Annotated in this window: 13 protein-coding genes; 5 read left to right on the top strand and 8 right to left on the bottom strand. The window is 73.4% G+C overall.

Annotated features, from left to right (window positions below):
• Positions 1 to 43: 43 nt before the first annotated feature.
• From ACFYPD_RS06340 to ACFYPD_RS06330, 3 genes are all read right to left on the bottom strand, one after another.
• Positions 44 to 2,734, bottom strand: coding sequence for a LuxR C-terminal-related transcriptional regulator (locus ACFYPD_RS06340; protein WP_387109662.1), 2,691 nt, complete (start codon positions 2,732 to 2,734; stop codon positions 44 to 46).
• Positions 2,735 to 2,774: 40 nt separating this feature from the next.
• On the bottom strand, positions 2,775 to 3,413 hold the full coding sequence (locus ACFYPD_RS06335) for a TetR/AcrR family transcriptional regulator (protein ID WP_387109660.1): 639 nt from the start codon (positions 3,411 to 3,413) through the stop codon (positions 2,775 to 2,777).
• 248 nt (positions 3,414 to 3,661) lie between these two features.
• Positions 3,662 to 4,600, bottom strand: a complete 939-nt coding sequence (locus ACFYPD_RS06330) for an alpha/beta hydrolase family protein (RefSeq protein ID WP_387109659.1) — start codon at positions 4,598 to 4,600, stop codon at positions 3,662 to 3,664.
• Positions 4,601 to 4,726: 126 nt separating this feature from the next.
• Here ACFYPD_RS06330 and ACFYPD_RS06325 point away from each other — a divergent pair, with 126 nt between their 5' ends.
• Positions 4,727 to 6,037 (top strand): aminotransferase class V-fold PLP-dependent enzyme, encoded by a 1,311-nt coding sequence (locus tag ACFYPD_RS06325; RefSeq protein ID WP_387109658.1) that lies wholly within the window; start codon positions 4,727 to 4,729, stop codon positions 6,035 to 6,037.
• 121 nt (positions 6,038 to 6,158) lie between these two features.
• On the top strand, positions 6,159 to 6,791 hold the full coding sequence (locus ACFYPD_RS06320; RefSeq protein WP_387109656.1) for a hypothetical protein: 633 nt from the start codon (positions 6,159 to 6,161) through the stop codon (positions 6,789 to 6,791).
• Positions 6,792 to 6,799: 8 nt separating this feature from the next.
• Here the strand turns inward: ACFYPD_RS06320 and ACFYPD_RS06315 are convergent, their stop codons facing one another.
• The 5 genes from ACFYPD_RS06315 to ACFYPD_RS06295 form a co-directional block, all read right to left on the bottom strand.
• Positions 6,800 to 7,960 carry a glycoside hydrolase family 26 protein gene (locus tag ACFYPD_RS06315; RefSeq protein ID WP_387109654.1) on the bottom strand — a complete coding sequence of 387 codons (1,161 nt, stop codon included), beginning with the start codon at positions 7,958 to 7,960 and terminating at the stop codon, positions 6,800 to 6,802.
• A gap of 75 nt (positions 7,961 to 8,035) precedes the next feature.
• Entirely contained in the window at positions 8,036 to 9,169 is a 1,134-nt protein-coding gene (locus tag ACFYPD_RS06310; RefSeq protein WP_387109652.1) for a glycoside hydrolase family 26 protein, read from the bottom strand.
• 2 nt (positions 9,170 to 9,171) lie between these two features.
• Positions 9,172 to 10,278: a glycoside hydrolase family 26 protein gene (locus ACFYPD_RS06305; protein WP_387109650.1), complete on the bottom strand. Its 1,107-nt coding sequence runs from the start codon at positions 10,276 to 10,278 to the stop codon at positions 9,172 to 9,174.
• The gene (locus tag ACFYPD_RS06300; RefSeq protein WP_387109648.1) at positions 10,275 to 12,176 is read right to left on the bottom strand and encodes a glycosyltransferase family 2 protein; all 1,902 of its coding nucleotides are present in this window, start codon (positions 12,174 to 12,176) and stop codon (positions 10,275 to 10,277) included. The genes ACFYPD_RS06305 and ACFYPD_RS06300 overlap by 4 nt, the downstream gene beginning before the upstream one ends.
• Positions 12,177 to 12,258: 82 nt before the next feature.
• Positions 12,259 to 13,728: a glycosyltransferase family 39 protein gene (locus ACFYPD_RS06295; RefSeq protein WP_387109646.1), complete on the bottom strand. Its 1,470-nt coding sequence runs from the start codon at positions 13,726 to 13,728 to the stop codon at positions 12,259 to 12,261.
• 377 nt (positions 13,729 to 14,105) lie between these two features.
• Between ACFYPD_RS06295 and ACFYPD_RS06290 the strand changes: the two genes are divergently transcribed.
• From ACFYPD_RS06290 to ACFYPD_RS06280, 3 genes are all read left to right on the top strand, one after another.
• The gene (locus ACFYPD_RS06290) at positions 14,106 to 14,336 is read left to right on the top strand and encodes a hypothetical protein (RefSeq protein ID WP_387109645.1); all 231 of its coding nucleotides are present in this window, start codon (positions 14,106 to 14,108) and stop codon (positions 14,334 to 14,336) included.
• 114 nt (positions 14,337 to 14,450) lie between these two features.
• Positions 14,451 to 15,098 (top strand): TetR family transcriptional regulator, encoded by a 648-nt coding sequence (locus ACFYPD_RS06285; protein ID WP_387109643.1) that lies wholly within the window; start codon positions 14,451 to 14,453, stop codon positions 15,096 to 15,098.
• Positions 15,099 to 15,106: 8 nt separating this feature from the next.
• Positions 15,107 to 16,693, top strand: coding sequence for an MDR family MFS transporter (locus tag ACFYPD_RS06280; RefSeq protein WP_387109641.1), 1,587 nt, complete (start codon positions 15,107 to 15,109; stop codon positions 16,691 to 16,693).
• Positions 16,694 to 16,763 lie beyond the last annotated feature (70 nt).

Genomic DNA, 16,763 nt, shown 5'->3' with positions numbered 1-16,763 from the left:
AGTGCGCGGACCGTACGTGGCGGGTGGTGCCGCCGGCTCGCGGTCAGGTGAAGAGGCGGGCCAGTTCGGTGCGGGAGCGGACGCCGAGCCGGTGGAAGATGTTGCGCAGGTGGTGGTCGATCGTCCGGGTGGACAGCGACATCCGGGTGGCGATCTCCCGGTTGGTGGCCCCCTCGGCGACCAGTTGGGCGATGTGCAGCTGCTGGCCGGTCAGCAGCTGCACCGGCGGCTGTTGCGGCCATCCGACCGACTCCCCTGCCGCGCGCAGCTCCGCGCCGGCCTGCTCGGCCCAGACGGTCGCGCCGAGCAGGGTGAACGTCTCCCGCGCCCGGTGCAGGTACGCCCGGGCGTCCCGCGGCCGGCGGGCCCGGCGCAGTTCCCGGCCGAACAGCAGCTCGGTGCGGGCCCGCTCGAACCGGTCGGTGTCGGTGGGGTGCAGCCGCAGCGCCGTGCGGAACTCCCGCTCGGCCTCGGCGCTGCCACGGGGCGCGAGCAGCGCGTGGCAGCGGGCGGAGAGGGCCCGGCGCGAGGGGCTCGTCGTGCTGCTGGCCCAGCGGTCGAAGACGGCGAGCGCGGCGGCGGGCCGCCGGCCGTCGTGGGCGGCGGCCTCCACCAGGTAGGGCGTGGCCATCACCTGCACGAGGACCTGGCCGCGGCCGGTGCCGGTGCGGGCGAGCGACGCCAGCCGGGTGGCCGCGTCGGCGTGCCGGCCGTCGACCAGGTCGAGCACGCCGAGCGCCCACTGCGCGTACGCGTAGGGGCGGCTGCCCGGGGTGGCGCCGTCGCCGATCTCGGCGATCCGGGCGAGGCTGGTGGCCCGGTCGGCCCGCACCGCGGCCAGCACTGCGAGGATGCCGAGGTGGACCTGCGCGCAGGTGCGCTGCCCGCTGGCACGGGCGGTCCGCAGCCCCTCCCGGGCGGTCTCCGCGGCCGTGGCGTGCCGGCCCAGCCAGTACTCGGCGACCGCCCGCAGCTCCAGCGCGCGGGGCAGCACCGACCGTTCCCCGCGGGCCCGGGCCAGCTCGACGGCCCGGTCGGCGAGCCGGTGCGCCGCGCCGTCCACGGCCACCAGCAGCCCGGCCACGGCGGCGCAGACCAGCGCGGCCGGGGTGAGCGCCGGCCCGGTCAGCCGGCCGCCGAGGACGACGACCCGGCGCAGCGCCGGTCCGCCCTGCTCGTGGTCGCCGCGCAGGGTCGCCCCGACGCCGGCCGCGAACGTGGTCAGCAGCTCGACGTCCGGCGGGTCTCCGGGCCGGCGCAGGGCCCACGCCCGCCGCGCCACCTCCGCGTACCGGTAGTGGTCGCCGGTGAGGCAGATGGCCTCGCCCGCCCGGACCAGGCCGAGCAGGGCCGCCCCGCGGTCGGCCGGCGCGACCGCCTCGGCGGCGGCGAGCAGGGTGGCGACCGCGGTGGACGGCGCGTCGCAGCGCAGTTGGATCTCGCCGCGCAGCAGGTCGGCCGGGCCGGTCGTGGCCGGGCCGGCGGGCAGCGCGGCGAGCAGGCGCCGGGCCGGCTCGGGGTGGCCGGCGGTCCAGGCGCAGCGGGCGGCGGCGACCGTCCGGGTGGCGGCGCGGGCGGGGTCGTCGCTGAGTTCGGCGGCGCGGCGCAGCGCGGCGGCGGCTGCGGTCCGGTCGTCCGCGCCGGCGGCGGCCGCCTCCAACTCCGCGGCCAGCGCGGGGTCGGGGCCGTCGGTGGCGGCGGCGCGGTGCAGGGCCCGGCGCAGCGGCCGGCCGTCCAGCGCCCGGGCCAGCAGCAGGTGGGCCGCCCGCCGGTCGGCCAGCGGCGCGACGACCTCGATCATCGTTCGGGCCAGCGGGTGCGGGAAGGTCACGCCCGCCGGGCCGGCGCGCAGCAGGCCGGCGGCCTCGGCCGGTGCGAGCGCCTCGACGCCCGGGCCGGCGGCGCGCGCGGCCCGGTCCAGGGTGGCCGGGTCGCCGTCGGGGTCGAGCGCGGCGAGCAGCAGCACCCGCCGGGTGTCCGGCGGCAGCCGGTCGAGGTGGGCGCGGTAGGCGGTGCCCAGCGCACCGTCGGCCGGCGGGGCCGCGGGCAGCGGCTCGTCCCCGTGCCACTGGCCGGGAGTGAGCGTGTCGGCCAGGTCGACCAGCGCCTGCGGGTTGCCGCCGCTGAGCGCCGCCAGTTCGGCGACCACCGCGGTCGGCGGTGGGGCGGACCGCCGGTCGGCGAGCAGGGCACGGCACTGCTGCTCGTCCAGCGGGCGCAGCCGGCGGGCGGGCAGGTCACCGGCTGCCGCCTCGCTGGCCGCGGTGACCACGAGGGCGACCGGCAGCCGGCTCAGCCGGCGGGCCACGACGACGAGCGTCCCGGCGGTCTGCGGGTCGCCGGCGTCGACGTCGTCCATCGTGCACAGCAGCGGGCGGTCGCTCGCGACGACGGCGAGCAGGCCGAGCACGGCGGTGGCCAGGGTCAGCCGCTGGGCGTCCGGGCAGCCGCCGCCGGTCAGCACGCGCCGCAGCACCCGCCGTTGCCGGTCGGGCAGCGACCCGGCCCGGTCGAGCACCGGGTCGAGGAGGCGTTGCAGGCCCGCGTACGGCAGGGTCGCCTCGTCGGCGAGCCCGGCGCCCGCGAGGACCGCCCGCTCACCGGCGTGCTGCCGGGCGTAGGCCAGCACGGCGCTGCGGCCCGAGCCGGGCTCGCCGTGGAACAGCAGCGCGCCACCGTCCGTGCCGTCGAGCAGGCCGCGGATCGCTCGGCACTCGTCGTCCCGCCCGCGCAAGGTTATTTGCACTCTGGATGCAGTAACCATGCATCCAGTTTCACCTATCGGTAACCAGTCGGAAAAGACTTTGCCCCTCGGGATCCGCCAGCAGCGCCCCCACGGTGCGGGCCATCACCGCGCGGGCCGGGCCCACGCCGAGCCCCAGCCCGTCGCGCAGCATCGACCAGGCCGACCACATGCTCGCCGCCACCAGCGCGTGCACGAGCTGCTCCCGCCCGGGACCGGCCCGGTCCAGCTCGGCGGCGAAGAGTTGCTCGACCTCGTCGCGGACCCGGTCGATGTGCTTGCGGCGGTTGCGGTGCAACTGCGGGGAGAGCGGCTCGCGCAGCTGCGCCGCCCGGGCGGACGGCGCGATGAGTTGCAGCAATCGGGCCCGCTGCCGGCAGTAGGCGTCGACCCGCTTCGCCAGCGGCAGCGCCGGGGGGATCGGCCGCCAGGCGGCGTCCTGGCGGCGCAGCAGTTCCTCGCCGCTGGCCTCGAACAGCGTCTCCATGTCCTTGAAGTTGGTCCACAGCGCGCGCAGCGAGACGCCGGCCCGCTCGGCGATCCGGTCGCCCGTCGGGCGCAGGTCGCCTTCGGCGATGAGCGCGAGGTGGGCCTCGACGATCGCGGTCCGGGTGCGGGTGGCCCGCGCGGTCCGCCCGTCGACCCGGCCCGGGGAACCGGTGCCGCCCATCCCGCCCGCCTCCTTTACGCACGCCGAGTCTAGGGCCGCCCCGCACGGCGGGGGGGGGGGCGGGGGGGGGGCCCCCCCGCCGCGGGGGGGGGGGGGGGGGGGGGGGCCCCCGCCCCCCGGGGCCCCCCCCCCCCCCCGCGGGGGCCCCGGGCCCCCCCCCCCCCCCCCCCCCCCCCCCCCCCCCCCCGGGCGCCGCCCCCCCCCCCGGGGGGGCCCCCCCGCCGTGGCGGCCGCCCCGGGAGCGATGCTCAGGAGCTGGGGCAGGTGTTCCGGTACTCCTCGATGGCCAGTCCGCTCGGGCCCGGGCAGAGGAACTGCTCGTAGCGGGTGTCGTTGTCCACGAAGCGCTTCAGCCAGGCCACCATCTGCTTGGCCATCGGCGTGTTCACCGTCTGCGGGAAGAAGTGGCTCGCCCCGTTCAACTCCAGGTACGCCTTCTCGGACGAAGCCGGGATGCTGGTGTAGAAGGGCTCCGAGTGGCTGGCGACCGGGGCCACGGTGTCGCTCTCCCCACCGACGATGAGCGTCGGCACCGTCACCCCGGACCAGGTCTTGTCCAGATTCCACGGTGCCAGCGGGACGGCAGCCTGCAGTGACGGCCGGGCGGCGGCCGCTTCCAGGGTGCCGCCCCCGCCCATCGAGTGCCCGGCCACGGCGAGCCGGCTGGCGTCGATCCGGCTCCGGACCGTGCTGCGCTGGACCAGGTAGTCCAGCGCGGCCAGGAGCTGGCGACCGCGGCTGTCCGGCTGGTCGAGGAGCGTGTTGGTCTCGATGCCGATGACCACGAATCCGTGCGAGGCGATCCGCGGTCCGAGCCAGCTGAGACTCGACCAGGTGGCCGTGTAGCCGGGCGAGATGGCGATGGCGCCGAAGGTGCCCTCGCTGGTGCTGGTGGGGTAGTAGACGACCCCGCCGCCGAAGCCGGTGACGCTCAGCGCGGAGACGCTGTAGGACGTGGTGGCGAAGGGACCGCGGCTGGCCTCCAGGATGGCGTTGGTCGGCGCGGGGCCGCGCTCGTAGGGGTTGGCGGCGGCCTGCGCGCCGGCGGGGACGGCCAGGGCGCCGCCGACGGCCAGAACGGCCGCCACGGCGAGTCGGGCCAGGGCACCGATACGGGTACGGGGACGGGGGGTGGTGGCTGGTCGCACGTCGGTTGCTCCTTGTCGGGTAGGGAGATCCATCGACATGCGTCAGTATTGGAGTGCCCGCCCGGCCACCGCATCGGCGAAATCACCGGTCGTCGAGCGCCGTGCGCCGGCGCCCCGACGCGGCTCGGTGACCTGTCCGTGACGTGGACAGTGGACGATGGACCGATGCAGCTCACCCGACGGAACCTGCTCGGCGTGACCGCGGCGGCCGGCGTGACCGGCCTGGCCACCGGCTGTGAGCCGGAACGGCGGGAGTCAGCCGGGCCGGCGCCGAGCGCCGCTCCGGCCCTGGACCCGGCGAGCTGGGACAGCGTACGGGCCCAGTTCGCGCTCGACCGCAGCCGGGCGCACCTGGCCACCTTCGTCTTCGCGCCGCACCCCGCCCCGGTGCGCGCCGCCGTCGCCACGCACCGCGACGGGCTCGACCGGGACGCAGTCGGCTACCTGGGCGCCAACGAGGAACGCCTCGACGGGGCGGTGCTCGAAAAGGCGGCCCGCCACCTCGACACCCGTCCCGACCAGATCGCGCTGACCGACTCGACCACCATGGGCCTCGGACTGGTCTACACGGCCGTGCGGCTGCGGCCGGGCGACGAGGTGCTCACCACCGAGCACGACTTCTACGCCACCCACGAGTCGTTGCGGCTGCGGGCCGAGCGGGACGGGGTGGCCATACGCCGGGTACGCCTCTACCAGGATCCGGCGGTGACCACCGCCGACGAGATGGTCGGCAACCTCACGGCGGCGGTCTCCGCCCGCACCCGGGTCGTCGCGCTGACCTGGGTGCACTCCAGCACCGGCGTGAAGCTGCCGGTCCGGCAACTCGCCGAGGCGGTCCGCGCGCGCAGCCCCGAGGCGCTGGTCTGCGTCGACGGGGTGCACGGCTTCGCCGCCGACGCGGCGACCCCGGAGCAGCTCGGCTGCGACGTGCTGGTCTCCGGCTGCCACAAGTGGCTGCTCGGGCCGCGGGGCACCGGCCTGGTCTGGGGCAGCACCCGGGCGTGGAGCCGGATGACCCCGGTCATCCCCACCTTCGACCGGCGCAGCATCGGCCGGTGGCTCTTCGCCGGCACGGGCGGGCAGCCGACGCCCCCGGGGCCCGCGCACACGCCGGGCGGCTACCACAGCTTCGAGCACCGCTGGGCGCTCGCCGACGCGTTCGAGTTCCACCACCGGATCGGTCCGGCGCGGGTCGCCGAGCGGAACCGGGAACTGGCCGGCCGGCTCAAGGAGGGTCTCGCCAACGTCCGCGGGGTGCGGCTGGTCACCCCGCGGTCGGCCGAACTCTCCGCCGGGGTGGTCTGCTGCGACGTACCCGACGTGCCGGTGGGTGAGGCGGTGGGTCGGCTGTACGCCGCCGGCGTGATCGCCAGCAGTACCCCGTACAACCCGTCGCACCTGCGGTTCGGCGCGACCATCGCGAACAGCGAGGCGGACGTGGACGCGGCGGTGAAGGCGGTGCGCGGCCTGGTGTGAGCGCCGGCGCGGCGCGAGGTCCGACCGTCGGCCGGGGTGTTCACCGGCCGGGCGCAGGTGTGCCGCCGTCTTTTCCGGGAATGGCACGCCGACGGCTGGCGGGGCGGGCGACGGAGGTCAGGTGGGCAACGGTGGGCAGGATCCGGGTGAGCCGCGGGCAGGAGCCGCCGAGCCGCGGCGCCCGGCCGAGGAGGGCGACCGGCGGCAGCCCGCCGACGTGCACCACAGCGGCCCGACGATGTCCGATCCGGACGTGGTCCTCCAGATCCCCCATCTGCAGGTGGACGACATCCGCGTCGAGGTCGACGACCTGGACGCCCACGTGTCGCTGCGCGCCGGGCTGGGCGGGCTGCTCCACCTGGACGTCGGGGTGCAGGCCCGGCTGGGCACGGTCCGGATCGACATCCGGGGCGTGACGACGGAGGCGATGCTGGAGGTCCGGCTCGATGAGCTGAACCGCATCCTCGACCGCGCGTTGACCACCATCGACCGCAATCCGCAGATCATCGACGCGGTGGTGCGAGCGGTGGACACCGGCCTCGATCCGGTGGCCCGGACCGCACAGCCGGCCCCGGGGCCCGAGGGGCCGCGGCCCCGGACGCTCCCGGGGGCGGCCGAAGGCGGTGCGGCCGGCTCGCCGGGGCGCACGGCGTGGCGACGGATGAAGAAGATCGCCAAGGACGGCCGGCCGCTGCGGCGTGCCGCGGCGCGGCTGCTTCCCGGCACAAAACCAGAGCCGGGACGCGACGGATGACGGCCGGCCTACTCGCCCAGTTCGGTGCGCGGAATCATCTCCGGTGACCAGCGGACGTCGTAGCGCGGCGCGGCGACCGACTCGGCGAAGGCCGTCGCCACCGCGGGCGAGCTGACGATGCGCCAGTCCAGCTCCTTGTCCACCTCGAACCAGATGAGCCCGATGATGTCCCGATGGCGGGGCAGCGTCTGGAACAACTCACGGATCCATTCGGCCTTGCGCCCGCCGGCGTCGGAGGCGCCGGTCTCCGTGACCACCAGCGGCCTGCGGCTGAAGGTGCGGATCTCCGCGATGGTGGGGCCGAAGATCTCGTCGAAGGACCAGTAGTTCGCCCAGGCTCCCGTGCCGTAGTAGCCGGTGACGCCCACCCAGTCGACGTAGTCGTCACCCGGGTAGAGCTCGGCGAGGTTCACGGTCGTCTTGCTCCACCGGGCGTTCGGGCTCCACACCCAGATGACGTTGGTGGCGCCGGCGGAGTTGAAGAGGTCGTGCACGTGCCGCCAGGCCCGGACGTACTCCCCCGCCTGGTTGCCGTTGGCCTTCTCACCCCAGGGGTACCAGTTGCCGTTCATCTCGTGGGCGAACCGGATGGCGACCGGATAGCCGAGCGACTTCACTCCCGCGGCCCAGGACCGCAGGTAGCCGTCGAAGTCGCCGCTCACGATCCGGTCCAGGCGATAGCGGAGTTGGCTGGACCGGATCCGGTCGATCTCGCGCGGGGGCCGCCGCTGCTTCCGGGCCGCCTCGTCCACCCGGGGGTCCCAGGGCTCCCAGCCCAGCATCGGCAGCATGCCCCGGGCGGTGATCCGGTCGAACAGCGCCCGGTCGAACGTGCCGGACTCCCAGCCCACGCCGAAGAGCATCACCTGCGGCTCGCGCCGCGCGGCCACGGCGAAGCGGTCCACCGCCGCGAAGTCGTACGGGCCCTTCTCGGTCATCACACCGATGAAGGCCTTGCCGGCCGGCGGGAAGAGTTCCGCCGCCAGTCCGAGTTGGGGGGCGTCGGCACCAGCCGGCACCACCACGCCCGATTCGGCTTTCGTCGGCGGGCCGGACGCGGCGCCCTTCCCGCCCACGCTCGTGGTGATCGGCGCCACGGCGAAGGCGTAGGCCAGCAGCAGCGCGGCGATCACCACCATGAGGAGCCGGGGCCTGGTCAGCCGTACCACGTCACAACCTTCTCCACCGCCACCCGTTCAACCTTCAGCCCAGCTTATGGCGGTTAAGCCCTTATGTCCGGGAATCTAGTCCTCCACCATCGTGCGCAGGAGCATGTCGCGCGACCAGCTGACCTGGTAGCGAGGGTTGGCGACCGCCGTGGCGAAGGCCTGCGCCACGGCCGGCGAACTGACGATGCGCCAGTCCAGTTCCTTGTCCACCTCAAACCAGATGAGCCCGAGGATGTCCTGGTAACGCGGCAGCGCCCGGAACGTTTCCGTGATCCATTCGGCCTTGCGCCCCGTGGCGTCGGAGGCACCGGTCTCGGTGATGACCAACGGTTTCCTGCTGAACGCGCGGATCTCGGTGATGGTGGGGCCGAAGATCGAGTCGAAGGAGCCGTAGTCCGTGTAGGCGCCGATGCCGTAGTAGCCCGTGACACCCACCCAGTCGACGTAGTCGTCGCCCGGATACAACCCGGAGAGCTTCGGGAGCGACTCGTCCCATCGGGAATTCGGGCTCCACACCCAGGTCACGTTGGTGACCCCCGCCGCGCGGAAGAGATCGTGTACGTGCCGCCACGCCTCGACGTACTCGCCCGGCCGATTGCCGTTGCTCGCCTCGGACCACGGGTACCAGTCACCGTTCATCTCGTGCGCCAACCGGATGGCCACCGGGTAGCCGAGGGACTTGATCCCTTCGGCCCAGGACCGCAGGTAGGGGTCGAAGTCCCCGGCGGTGATGCGGGACAACCGGTAGGCAGGTTGGTCGGAGCGGATCTTGTCGATCTCCCGGGGCGGCAGTTTCTTCTCGCGGGCCGCCTGGTCCAACCGGTGGTCCCACGGTTCCCAGCCCAGCATCGGCAGCATGCCCCGGCTACTGATCCGGTCGAAGAGCGTCCGGTCGAAGTTGTCCGAGTTCCACCACGCGCTGAAGAGCATCACCTGCGGCTGGTGTTTCGCGGCCGCCGTGAACGAGTCCAGCGCCTCGAAGTCGTACGGGCCCTTGTCGGTCATGACACCGATGAACGCCTTGCCGCTCGGTGGGAAGGGTTCCGCAGCCAGCCGGGGCGGGGCATTTGGCTCAGCCTTCGCAGGCCGGTCGGACTGGCCGTCCTTCCGGCCCTCGAACATGGCGGCCGGCGCGATGGCGACCGCGTAGGTCAGCAGCAGTGCGCCGGTGAGTACCAGCAGGGCCCGCGCAGTGGTCAACCTCTTCACAACTAGTCCTTCGTGCGGAGGAACACGTCCGGCGACCAGGTGACCTGGTAGCGAGGGGCAGCGACCGCGTCGGCGAAGGCCGTGGACACGGCCGGGGAACTGACGATGCGCCAGTCGAGTTCCTTGTTCACCTCGAACCAGATCAGCCCGATGATGAACGGATATCTGGGCAGGGTCTGGAAGGCGTCCTTGATCCATTCGGCCTTCCGCCCGATGTGGTCGGAAGCACCGGTCTCGGTGATGACCATCGGCTTCTTGCTGAAGGTGCGGATCTCGGTGATGGTCTTTTTGAAGACCTCGTCGAAGGAGAGGTACGGCGCGAAGTCGTACTTGCCGTAGTAGCCCGTGACGCCCACCCAGTCCACGTAGTCGTCGCCCGGGTAATACGTGGAGATTGCGGGGGTCAGGTCGGTGTATCTGACGTTCGGGCTCCACACCCAGGCGACGTTCGTGGCCCCGGCCGCCCGGAACACGTCCTGCACGTGACGCCAGGCCTTCACGTAGTCACCCGGCTCGTTGCCGTTGACCAGCTCGCACCACGGGTACCAGTAGCCGTTCATCTCGTGGGCGAAGCGGATGGCCACCGGGTAGCCGAGTGACTTGATCCCTTCCGCCCAGGACCGTACGTAGCTGTCGAACTCTCCGCCCGCTATGCGGGACAACCGGTAGCTGGGTTGATCCGACCGGATCCGGTCGATCTCCTGGGCGGTCAACTTCTGCTGCCGAGCCCGTTCATCCAGCCGGTAGTCCCAGGGTTCCCAGCCCAGCATCGGCATCATGCCGCGGTCACGGATCCGGTCGAAGAGTGTCCGGTCGAACGTGGCGGACGCCCACCCCTCGCTGAAGAGCATGACCTGCGGCGAGCGCTTGGCGGCCGCCGTGAAGCTGTCCACGGGCGTGAAGTCGTGGGGACCCTTGTCGGTCATGACACCGATGAACGTCTTTTCCGCCGGCGGGAAGGGTCCTCGAGGTCGGGGCGCCTTCGCTTCAGCCGTCGCCGCCCCGCTCCGGCGCTCGGAGGTGGTGGTGGGCGCTATGGCGAAGGCATAGGTCAGCAGCAGCGCGCCGGTCAACACCATCACGACCCGGGGAAAGGTCAATCTCATCATCGGAGAACCTCCTCAGCCGCGACCCGTGACCGTGGCGGGTGGACCTCCTCGGTCTCCGCGCGGACGGGGGCCGGCACGACCACCTCGTCGTCCTGCTGGCCGGTGGCCCGCAGGTTCGACACGAGCGCGATCAGTGGCGGACCGAGACCGGTCAGGAGGGTCAGGACAGGCCACGCCCGCAGCAGGGGTGAGCTGTTGTCCAGCACGAAGCTCGCGCCGAGCAGACCGGCGGAGACGCCCGCCCAGCAGAGGTGCAGCCGGAACGTGCGGAACGACTCGATGGTGCGCAGCCTCCCCTTGGCCGTCACCACGAACCCGAGTTTGCGGCGCAGCAGCGCGGTGAACCCGGCGGCCACGTAGATGGGCCCGGCGAACAACGCCAGCGCCATGCCGACCAGGCCGATCTCTTCCCGTTCGTGCGGGGCGATGTTGAAGCGACGGAGCCAGAGCCACAGCACGAACCAGGTGCCGAAGGTCGAGCCCCAGAGCACCGACCACACGGTGACGTCAAGCTGCGCCGAACCGATCCCGGTGAGCAGGTACAGCGCGGTGGCGAGGTTGCCCAGCAGCAGGCTGACCGCGACGCTCGGGTAGTAGAACTGGAGCAGGCGGTACTGCCAGCGGCGCCGGGACGGCAGCTCGCGCGGTGCGCGCAGTTCGGGCCGGACGAGGATCTCGCAGATGCCGGCCGCCCAGCGCTTCTGCTGGTTGAAGTAGTCCGCCCACGAGGTCGGGCCCTCGCCGATGGCCACCACGTCGGGCGTGTAGACGCCCTTCCACTTGTTGCCCGTCTCCGGATTGGTCGCGGCGTGGATGCGAATGCTGGTCAGGTGGTCCTCGATGATGGAGTCCTGGTAGCCGCCGATGGTCCGCCAGGCTGCGGGCCGGTAGAGGTGCCCGGTGCCGGTGAGCAGCGGCGCGTCCAGCCCGTTGCCGCCGCGGGCGATGAGGCCGTTGTAGAGGTACTGCTGCACCGAGGAGCCGTGCGCGACGAAATTCTGGTGCATGTTGCCGTACACCTGCGGGGTCACCACGAAGGCGACGTCCGGGTCGCGGAAGTAGCCGAGGGTGCGTTCGAGGAAGTTGGGCAGCGGCACGTGATCCGGGTCGACGTTGGCCACCACGTCGTACCGGTCCTCGTGCTCGGCCCGCCAGGCGTTGTGGTTGCCGGACTTGGTCCGGGCCCGGAACTCCCCGCCGGGCTGGTTGTACTCCGGCCGGCCCTTGCGGCTGAAGTGGTGGACGCCGAGCCGCGCGGCCATCTCCTTCACCGCCGGATCGTCTCCCTCGTCGAGGATCCAGACGTCCACCTGGCCGCAGTAGACGAGTTGCCGCAGCCGGTGCAGCGTCCGCTCCGCGACGTCGAGCGGCTCCTTGCTGGGCACGATAGTGGTGAGCAGGGCCACCCGGAGGCCGACCGGCGGGTCGACCGGCACCGGGTCCCGGGCCCGGAACGCGAACACCCACACCACCACGTTCTGCGCGAGGCGGATCAACTCGACGCCGACGACCACGCAGAAACCCAGCCGGGCCGCGATCGTCTCCCAGCCGCCGGGCCCGACCACGCCCGGGCCGGGCACGTGCTGGGGCAGCAGCAGCCAGGCGACGAACAGCAGCCCGGCCGCGCTGTTGACCAGCACGAGCAGGGTCAGCACCAGCCGCGCCGCGGGTGAGGCGACGTGCCGGAACTCCACCGCCGCGTCCGGGCGCCGCGGCGCGACCAGCGGCCCGGCGGTGGCGCCGCACCGGGCGTACGCCAGGCGGGCTCGGATGTTCAACTGCCGGCGGTCCGGTCCCTTCCGGGTGGGCGGTCCGTCCGGCGCGATCGAGGGCGGACTGTTGCCCGAGGTGCCCGGCGTGCTGGCCCGGGACGGGCGTGTATCGGCGGCGATGGCCATGTTTTCCCCCATGGTGTTCTCGCCACGAACCCGACAGAGGCTGATCCTGAGCGGGCAGTGGGGTTGGAAAAGTACTGATCGATTAGAGGGCGGTGCGCTCGTCCACCAGCAGGGCCAACGTGAACCCGGTCGGATGCCAGACCTGCGCCACCTGGTATCCGGTGCGGAGCAGCCGCTCCGTCGCGCCGCCGACGGGCGGCACGGGATCCGTGCGTTCGCCGGGGCGGATCACCCACAGCCGCCGGACGCCCCACAGGCAGCCGGCGCAACCGTGCGGCGCCGCGGCGAGCAGGTCCGTCGGCCGCCGCTCGGCGGGAAGGTAGCGGGCCACCACGGTCCGGGCGTCCGCGTCGCCGTAGACCACGCCGTCGCCGGGCAGCCGCCGGACGCCAACGATCTCGGCGACCTCGCGGGTGGCCTGCCCGTGCCCGTCGGGCGCGCGGACGGCCGCCTGGGCCGGCGCGCCGATCAGCGCCAGTGCCGCCAGCACCACCACCCAGCAGCGGGCTCGCACCCGGGACAGGGCGGCCGCGGCCAGCGTCGCCCAGGCCGGCAGGGTGAAGAGCAGGCTCGACGGCGACCAGACCGGCGTCACCTGCGCGAGGAGCAGCAGGCCGAGCGGCGGCAGCACGGCCCACGCGGTGCAGACCGCCGCGGCGTGCCGCAGCGGGAGGCTGAACAGCGCCAGCCCGAGCAGCACCGCACCCAGCGCGGCGACGCCGAACAGCTCCCGGGGGGTCGCGGCGAGGGCCGCCACGTCGGGGCGGGCTGCCGGCGCGACCTGCCCGCCGGCGCGTACTCCGGACCAGAGCAGCGCGGCGGCGGGGAGCACGCCGAGGAACGCGGCGGCCAGCCACCGACCGGCCACCCCACGCCGGAACGCGAGCACGACCCAGCCGTGGCCGACGAGCAGCAGGAGCGCCACCGCGTGGCACAGGCCGAGCAGGGCCACCGCACCGGCGTACGGGGCGAGGCGGCGCAGGCTCGGGCGGTCCAGTGCGGGCAGCAGGAGCCAGGTGGCGAGCACCGCGGCGAACAGGGCCAGCGCGTGCGGCTGGGCCTCCTGCGCGTACCGGGTGACGCTCGGCAGCAGCGCGAAGATCACCCCGGCCAGCACCCCGGTGCCCGGCGCGAACATCCGGGCGGCCAGGGCGCCGACGAGCGCGGCGGCCGCCGCCACGGCGAGCAGGGACGGTACGCGCAGCGCGAGGTCGGAGGCGCCGAACGCCGCCGCCCAGGCGCGCATCAGCAGGTGGTAGGGCACGAGCGTGACGTCGCCACCGGGCAGCCCGTCCGGCCAGGGTGAGGTGGCGGCCCGCCAGGTCGCCAGTTCCGCCAGGCGCAGGCCGGGCGTGCCGGCCCCCACGACGCCGAGCGCCCCGGTCAGCAGCGCCGGCAGCAGCCACGCGGCGAGCCGCCACCGGGAGGTGTCGGCCGGTGGATGGTGCGCGCCGGGCCTGTAACCGACCGCCCGGTCCTCGCCCCACGGGTCCTCGACCCGGATCTCTCCCGGCCCGAGCCGGGGCAGGACCATGGTGTCCGCGTCCATCATCGTGACTCACGCATCCCTGTGGGTGCCGGCAACCTGGTTCCCAGCCGCCCCGGGGCGACGCCGGATCGGCGTGCTCGCGACGGTGCGGCCGCACGTGTCGCGGCCGGCACCGGGAGTCCCGGGTCGAGGACTGGATGACACGGTCGAGCCTAGTAAGTCACTCCGACATAACGCTCATATCCGACGAACAGGACGAGCCGATACCCCGGACGGGGGAGTTCGGCCGACGTGGCTCCTCCTCGCTCAGATGCACGAAGGTTGGAGCTGCTCTGAACCGCCGCCGGGCCGGGGTTTTCATGCGAGCATCTGTCCGGATGGACCACGGCGACCAACCGGCCGCTCCAGCTGGCCACGCGCCAGGGACGCGGTTCGGGCCGATGAACCCGAACGGTGGCTACGACGCCGCCCGGGGCCTGCGCAGCTTCGTCGCCGGGATGGGCGGGGCCAGCCACTACAGCTTCGGCACCATCCAGCCCAACAGCGAGGCGCGCAACGCCTCGGCGTACGGCCTGCTGAAGTTCACCCTGCACGCCGGCGGCTACGACTGGCAGTTCGTGCCGGTCGCGGGCCAGTCGTACAGCGACAGCGGCAGCGGGGCCTGCCACTGAACGCCCCCGCTCGACCGGGCCGGCCGTGGTATCGCCCACGGCCGGCCTGTCGCTCGGGTCACTTCAGCTCACGAAACTTTGCACAGCCTGCAAGATCGCCTGTAGGGTCGCCCGGTGCCTCCGGACAGCCCTCCCGCCGACGGCGGCCTCCGCGACCGCAAGAAGCGGCGGACCCGCACCGCGCTGGCCACCGCGGCGCTGCGCCTGGTCGCCGAGCACGGTCTCGACCAGGTGACCGTCGAGGAGATCAGCGCGGCGGCGGACGTCTCCTCCCGGACCTTCTTCAACTACTTCCCGAGCAAGGACGACGCGCTCATCGGCGACCAGGCGGCGCTCAACGCCCGATTCGTGGCGTGCCTCGCCGAGGTGCCCCCGGAGGCGCCCGCCCTCGCGGCCATCCGCGCGGCGCTCGCCGAGGTGATCGAGGAGTTGCAGGAGGACCGCGAGCTGTGGTTGCTCCGGATGGACGTGATCGCGCGCAACCCCGCCCTGCTGCCACGCCTGGTCGCCGCGGGCGCCGAGGCGGAGCGCTCGATGATCGACGTCGTCGCCGCCCGGGTGGGCGTACCCGCGGACCACGGGTTCCCGGCCCTGCTCACCACCGTCACCGGCGCCGCGTTCCGCACCGCCGCACTCCGCTGGGCCGCCACCGCCGGCGCCCGGTCCCTCGCCGACCTGGTCGACGAGGCGTTCGACACCCTCGCCGCCGGCCTGCCGGATCCCGGCACGCCGAAGCCCCACCCGTCCCGCACTCCGAGTTGAGGAACCGCATGTCCGTACCCACCGCGCCCGCCGACGCCGCCGAGGTCGGCCCGGGCCGCATGTCCCGCCGCGAAGTACTCCAGGCCCTCTCCGGCCTCATGGTGGGCATGTTCGTCTCGATCCTCGCGTCCACGGTCGTCGCGAACGCGCTGCCGCGCATCATCGCCGACCTGGACGGCAGCCAGACCGTCTACACCTGGATCGTCACCACCGAACTGCTGGCCATGACGGCGACCGTGCCGATCTGGGGCAAGCTGGCCGATCTCTACAGCAAGAAGCTGCTCATCCAGTCGTCCCTGGGCCTGTTCGTGATCGGCTCGCTGATCGCCGGTTTCACCCCGAACGTCGAGGTGCTGCTGCTCAGCCGGATCGTGCAGGGCGTCGGCGCCGGCGGCATGACCGCCCTGGCCACCATCGTGATGGCCGCCATGATCCCGCCGCGCGAACTCGGCCGGTACGCGGGCATCTTCGGCGCCGTCTTCGGCGTCGGCACCATCGCCGGGCCGCTCATCGGCGGGGTCCTGGTCGACACCTCCTGGCTCGGCTGGCGCTGGTGCTTCCTGATCGGCGTCCCGTTCACCCTCCTGTCGATCTTCCTGCTCCAGCGGACCCTGCACCTGCCGGTCGTCCGCCGGCAGGTGCGGATCGACTGGCTCGGCGCCGCCCTCATCACGACGGGCGTCTCGCTGCTGCTGGTCTGGTCGTCGCTGGCCGGGCACAAGTTCGCCTGGGCCTCCGGCTGGACGGCGCTCATGGTCGCCGGCGGGGTCGCGGTGCTGGCGGTGGCCGTGTTCGTCGAGTCCCGGGCCGCCGAGCCGATCGTCCCGCTGGACATCTTCCGCAACCGGACCGTCTCGCTGGCCACCGTGGCCAGCGTCCTGGTCGGCGTGGCGATGTTCGGCGGCACCGTCTTCCTGTCGCAGTACTTCCAGATCTCCCTGGGCAAGTCGCCGACCGTGGCCGGTCTCATGAGCCTGCCGATGATTTTCGGGCTGCTGGTGTCCTCGACCGTCGCCGGCCAGCTCATCACCCGGTACGGCCGCTGGAAGATCTTCCTGGTCGCCGGCGCCGCCGTCATGACAGCCGGAATGCTGCTGCTCGGCACCATCGGCGCGGGCACCGGCGTCGTCGTCGTCTCGATCTACATGGCGGTGCTCGGCATCGGCGTCGGCATGCTGATGCAGAACCTGGTGCTGGCCGCCCAGAACGACGTGCCCGCCAACGAACTGGGCGCGGCCACCTCCGTGCTGACCTTCTTCCGCAGCATGGGCGGCGCCATCGGGGTCAGCGCCCTCGGCGCCGTCCTGGCCAACCGGGTCACCGACCTGATGACCGAGCGCCTCGGCCCGGCCGCGGCCGGTGGCGGCTCCTCCGCCGCCGTGCCGGACCTGTCCACGCTGCCCGAGCCGCTGCTGCGGATCGTGCAGGACGTCTACGGCACGGCCACCGCCGAGCTGTTCCTGGTCGGCGCGCCGCTGGCTCTGCTCGCGATGATCGTGGTGCTCTTCATCAGGGAGAAGCCGCTGCACACGCTCAGCGGCGACGAGCGGCGGGCTCAGGAGGAGGCGGCGCAGGCCGCCGCCCTCACCCACTGACGGCCGGTCCGGCCGGTCCGCGCAGCCACCGGTTCCGGGGCTGCGCGGACCCCGCGCCGGATGGAAGGAT

Origin of the sequence: Micromonospora sp. NPDC005299 (assembly GCF_042872345.1) — a bacterium.
GTDB lineage: Bacteria > Actinomycetota > Actinomycetes > Mycobacteriales > Micromonosporaceae > Micromonospora.
Note: the sequence above shows the minus strand (reverse complement) of the source record. Positions and strands in the feature narration are given on the sequence as shown.

Bases quoted from the DNA above. Each gene is read 5' to 3' on its own strand.
- ACFYPD_RS06325 (WP_387109658.1), top strand. From the start codon at position 4,727: ATGCAGCTCACCCGACGGAACCTGCTCGGCGTGACCGCGGCGGCCGGC.
- ACFYPD_RS06295 (WP_387109646.1), bottom strand. From the start codon at position 13,728: ATGATGGACGCGGACACCATGGTCCTGCCCCGGCTCGGGCCGGGAGAG.
- ACFYPD_RS06290 (WP_387109645.1), top strand. From the start codon at position 14,106: ATGAACCCGAACGGTGGCTACGACGCCGCCCGGGGCCTGCGCAGCTTC.
- ACFYPD_RS06335 (WP_387109660.1), bottom strand. From the start codon at position 3,413: ATGGGCGGCACCGGTTCCCCGGGCCGGGTCGACGGGCGGACCGCGCGG.
- ACFYPD_RS06280 (WP_387109641.1), top strand. From the start codon at position 15,107: ATGTCCGTACCCACCGCGCCCGCCGACGCCGCCGAGGTCGGCCCGGGC.
- ACFYPD_RS06305 (WP_387109650.1), bottom strand. From the start codon at position 10,278: ATGATGAGATTGACCTTTCCCCGGGTCGTGATGGTGTTGACCGGCGCG.
- ACFYPD_RS06300 (WP_387109648.1), bottom strand. From the start codon at position 12,176: ATGGCCATCGCCGCCGATACACGCCCGTCCCGGGCCAGCACGCCGGGC.
- ACFYPD_RS06330 (WP_387109659.1), bottom strand. From the start codon at position 4,600: ATGTCGATGGATCTCCCTACCCGACAAGGAGCAACCGACGTGCGACCA.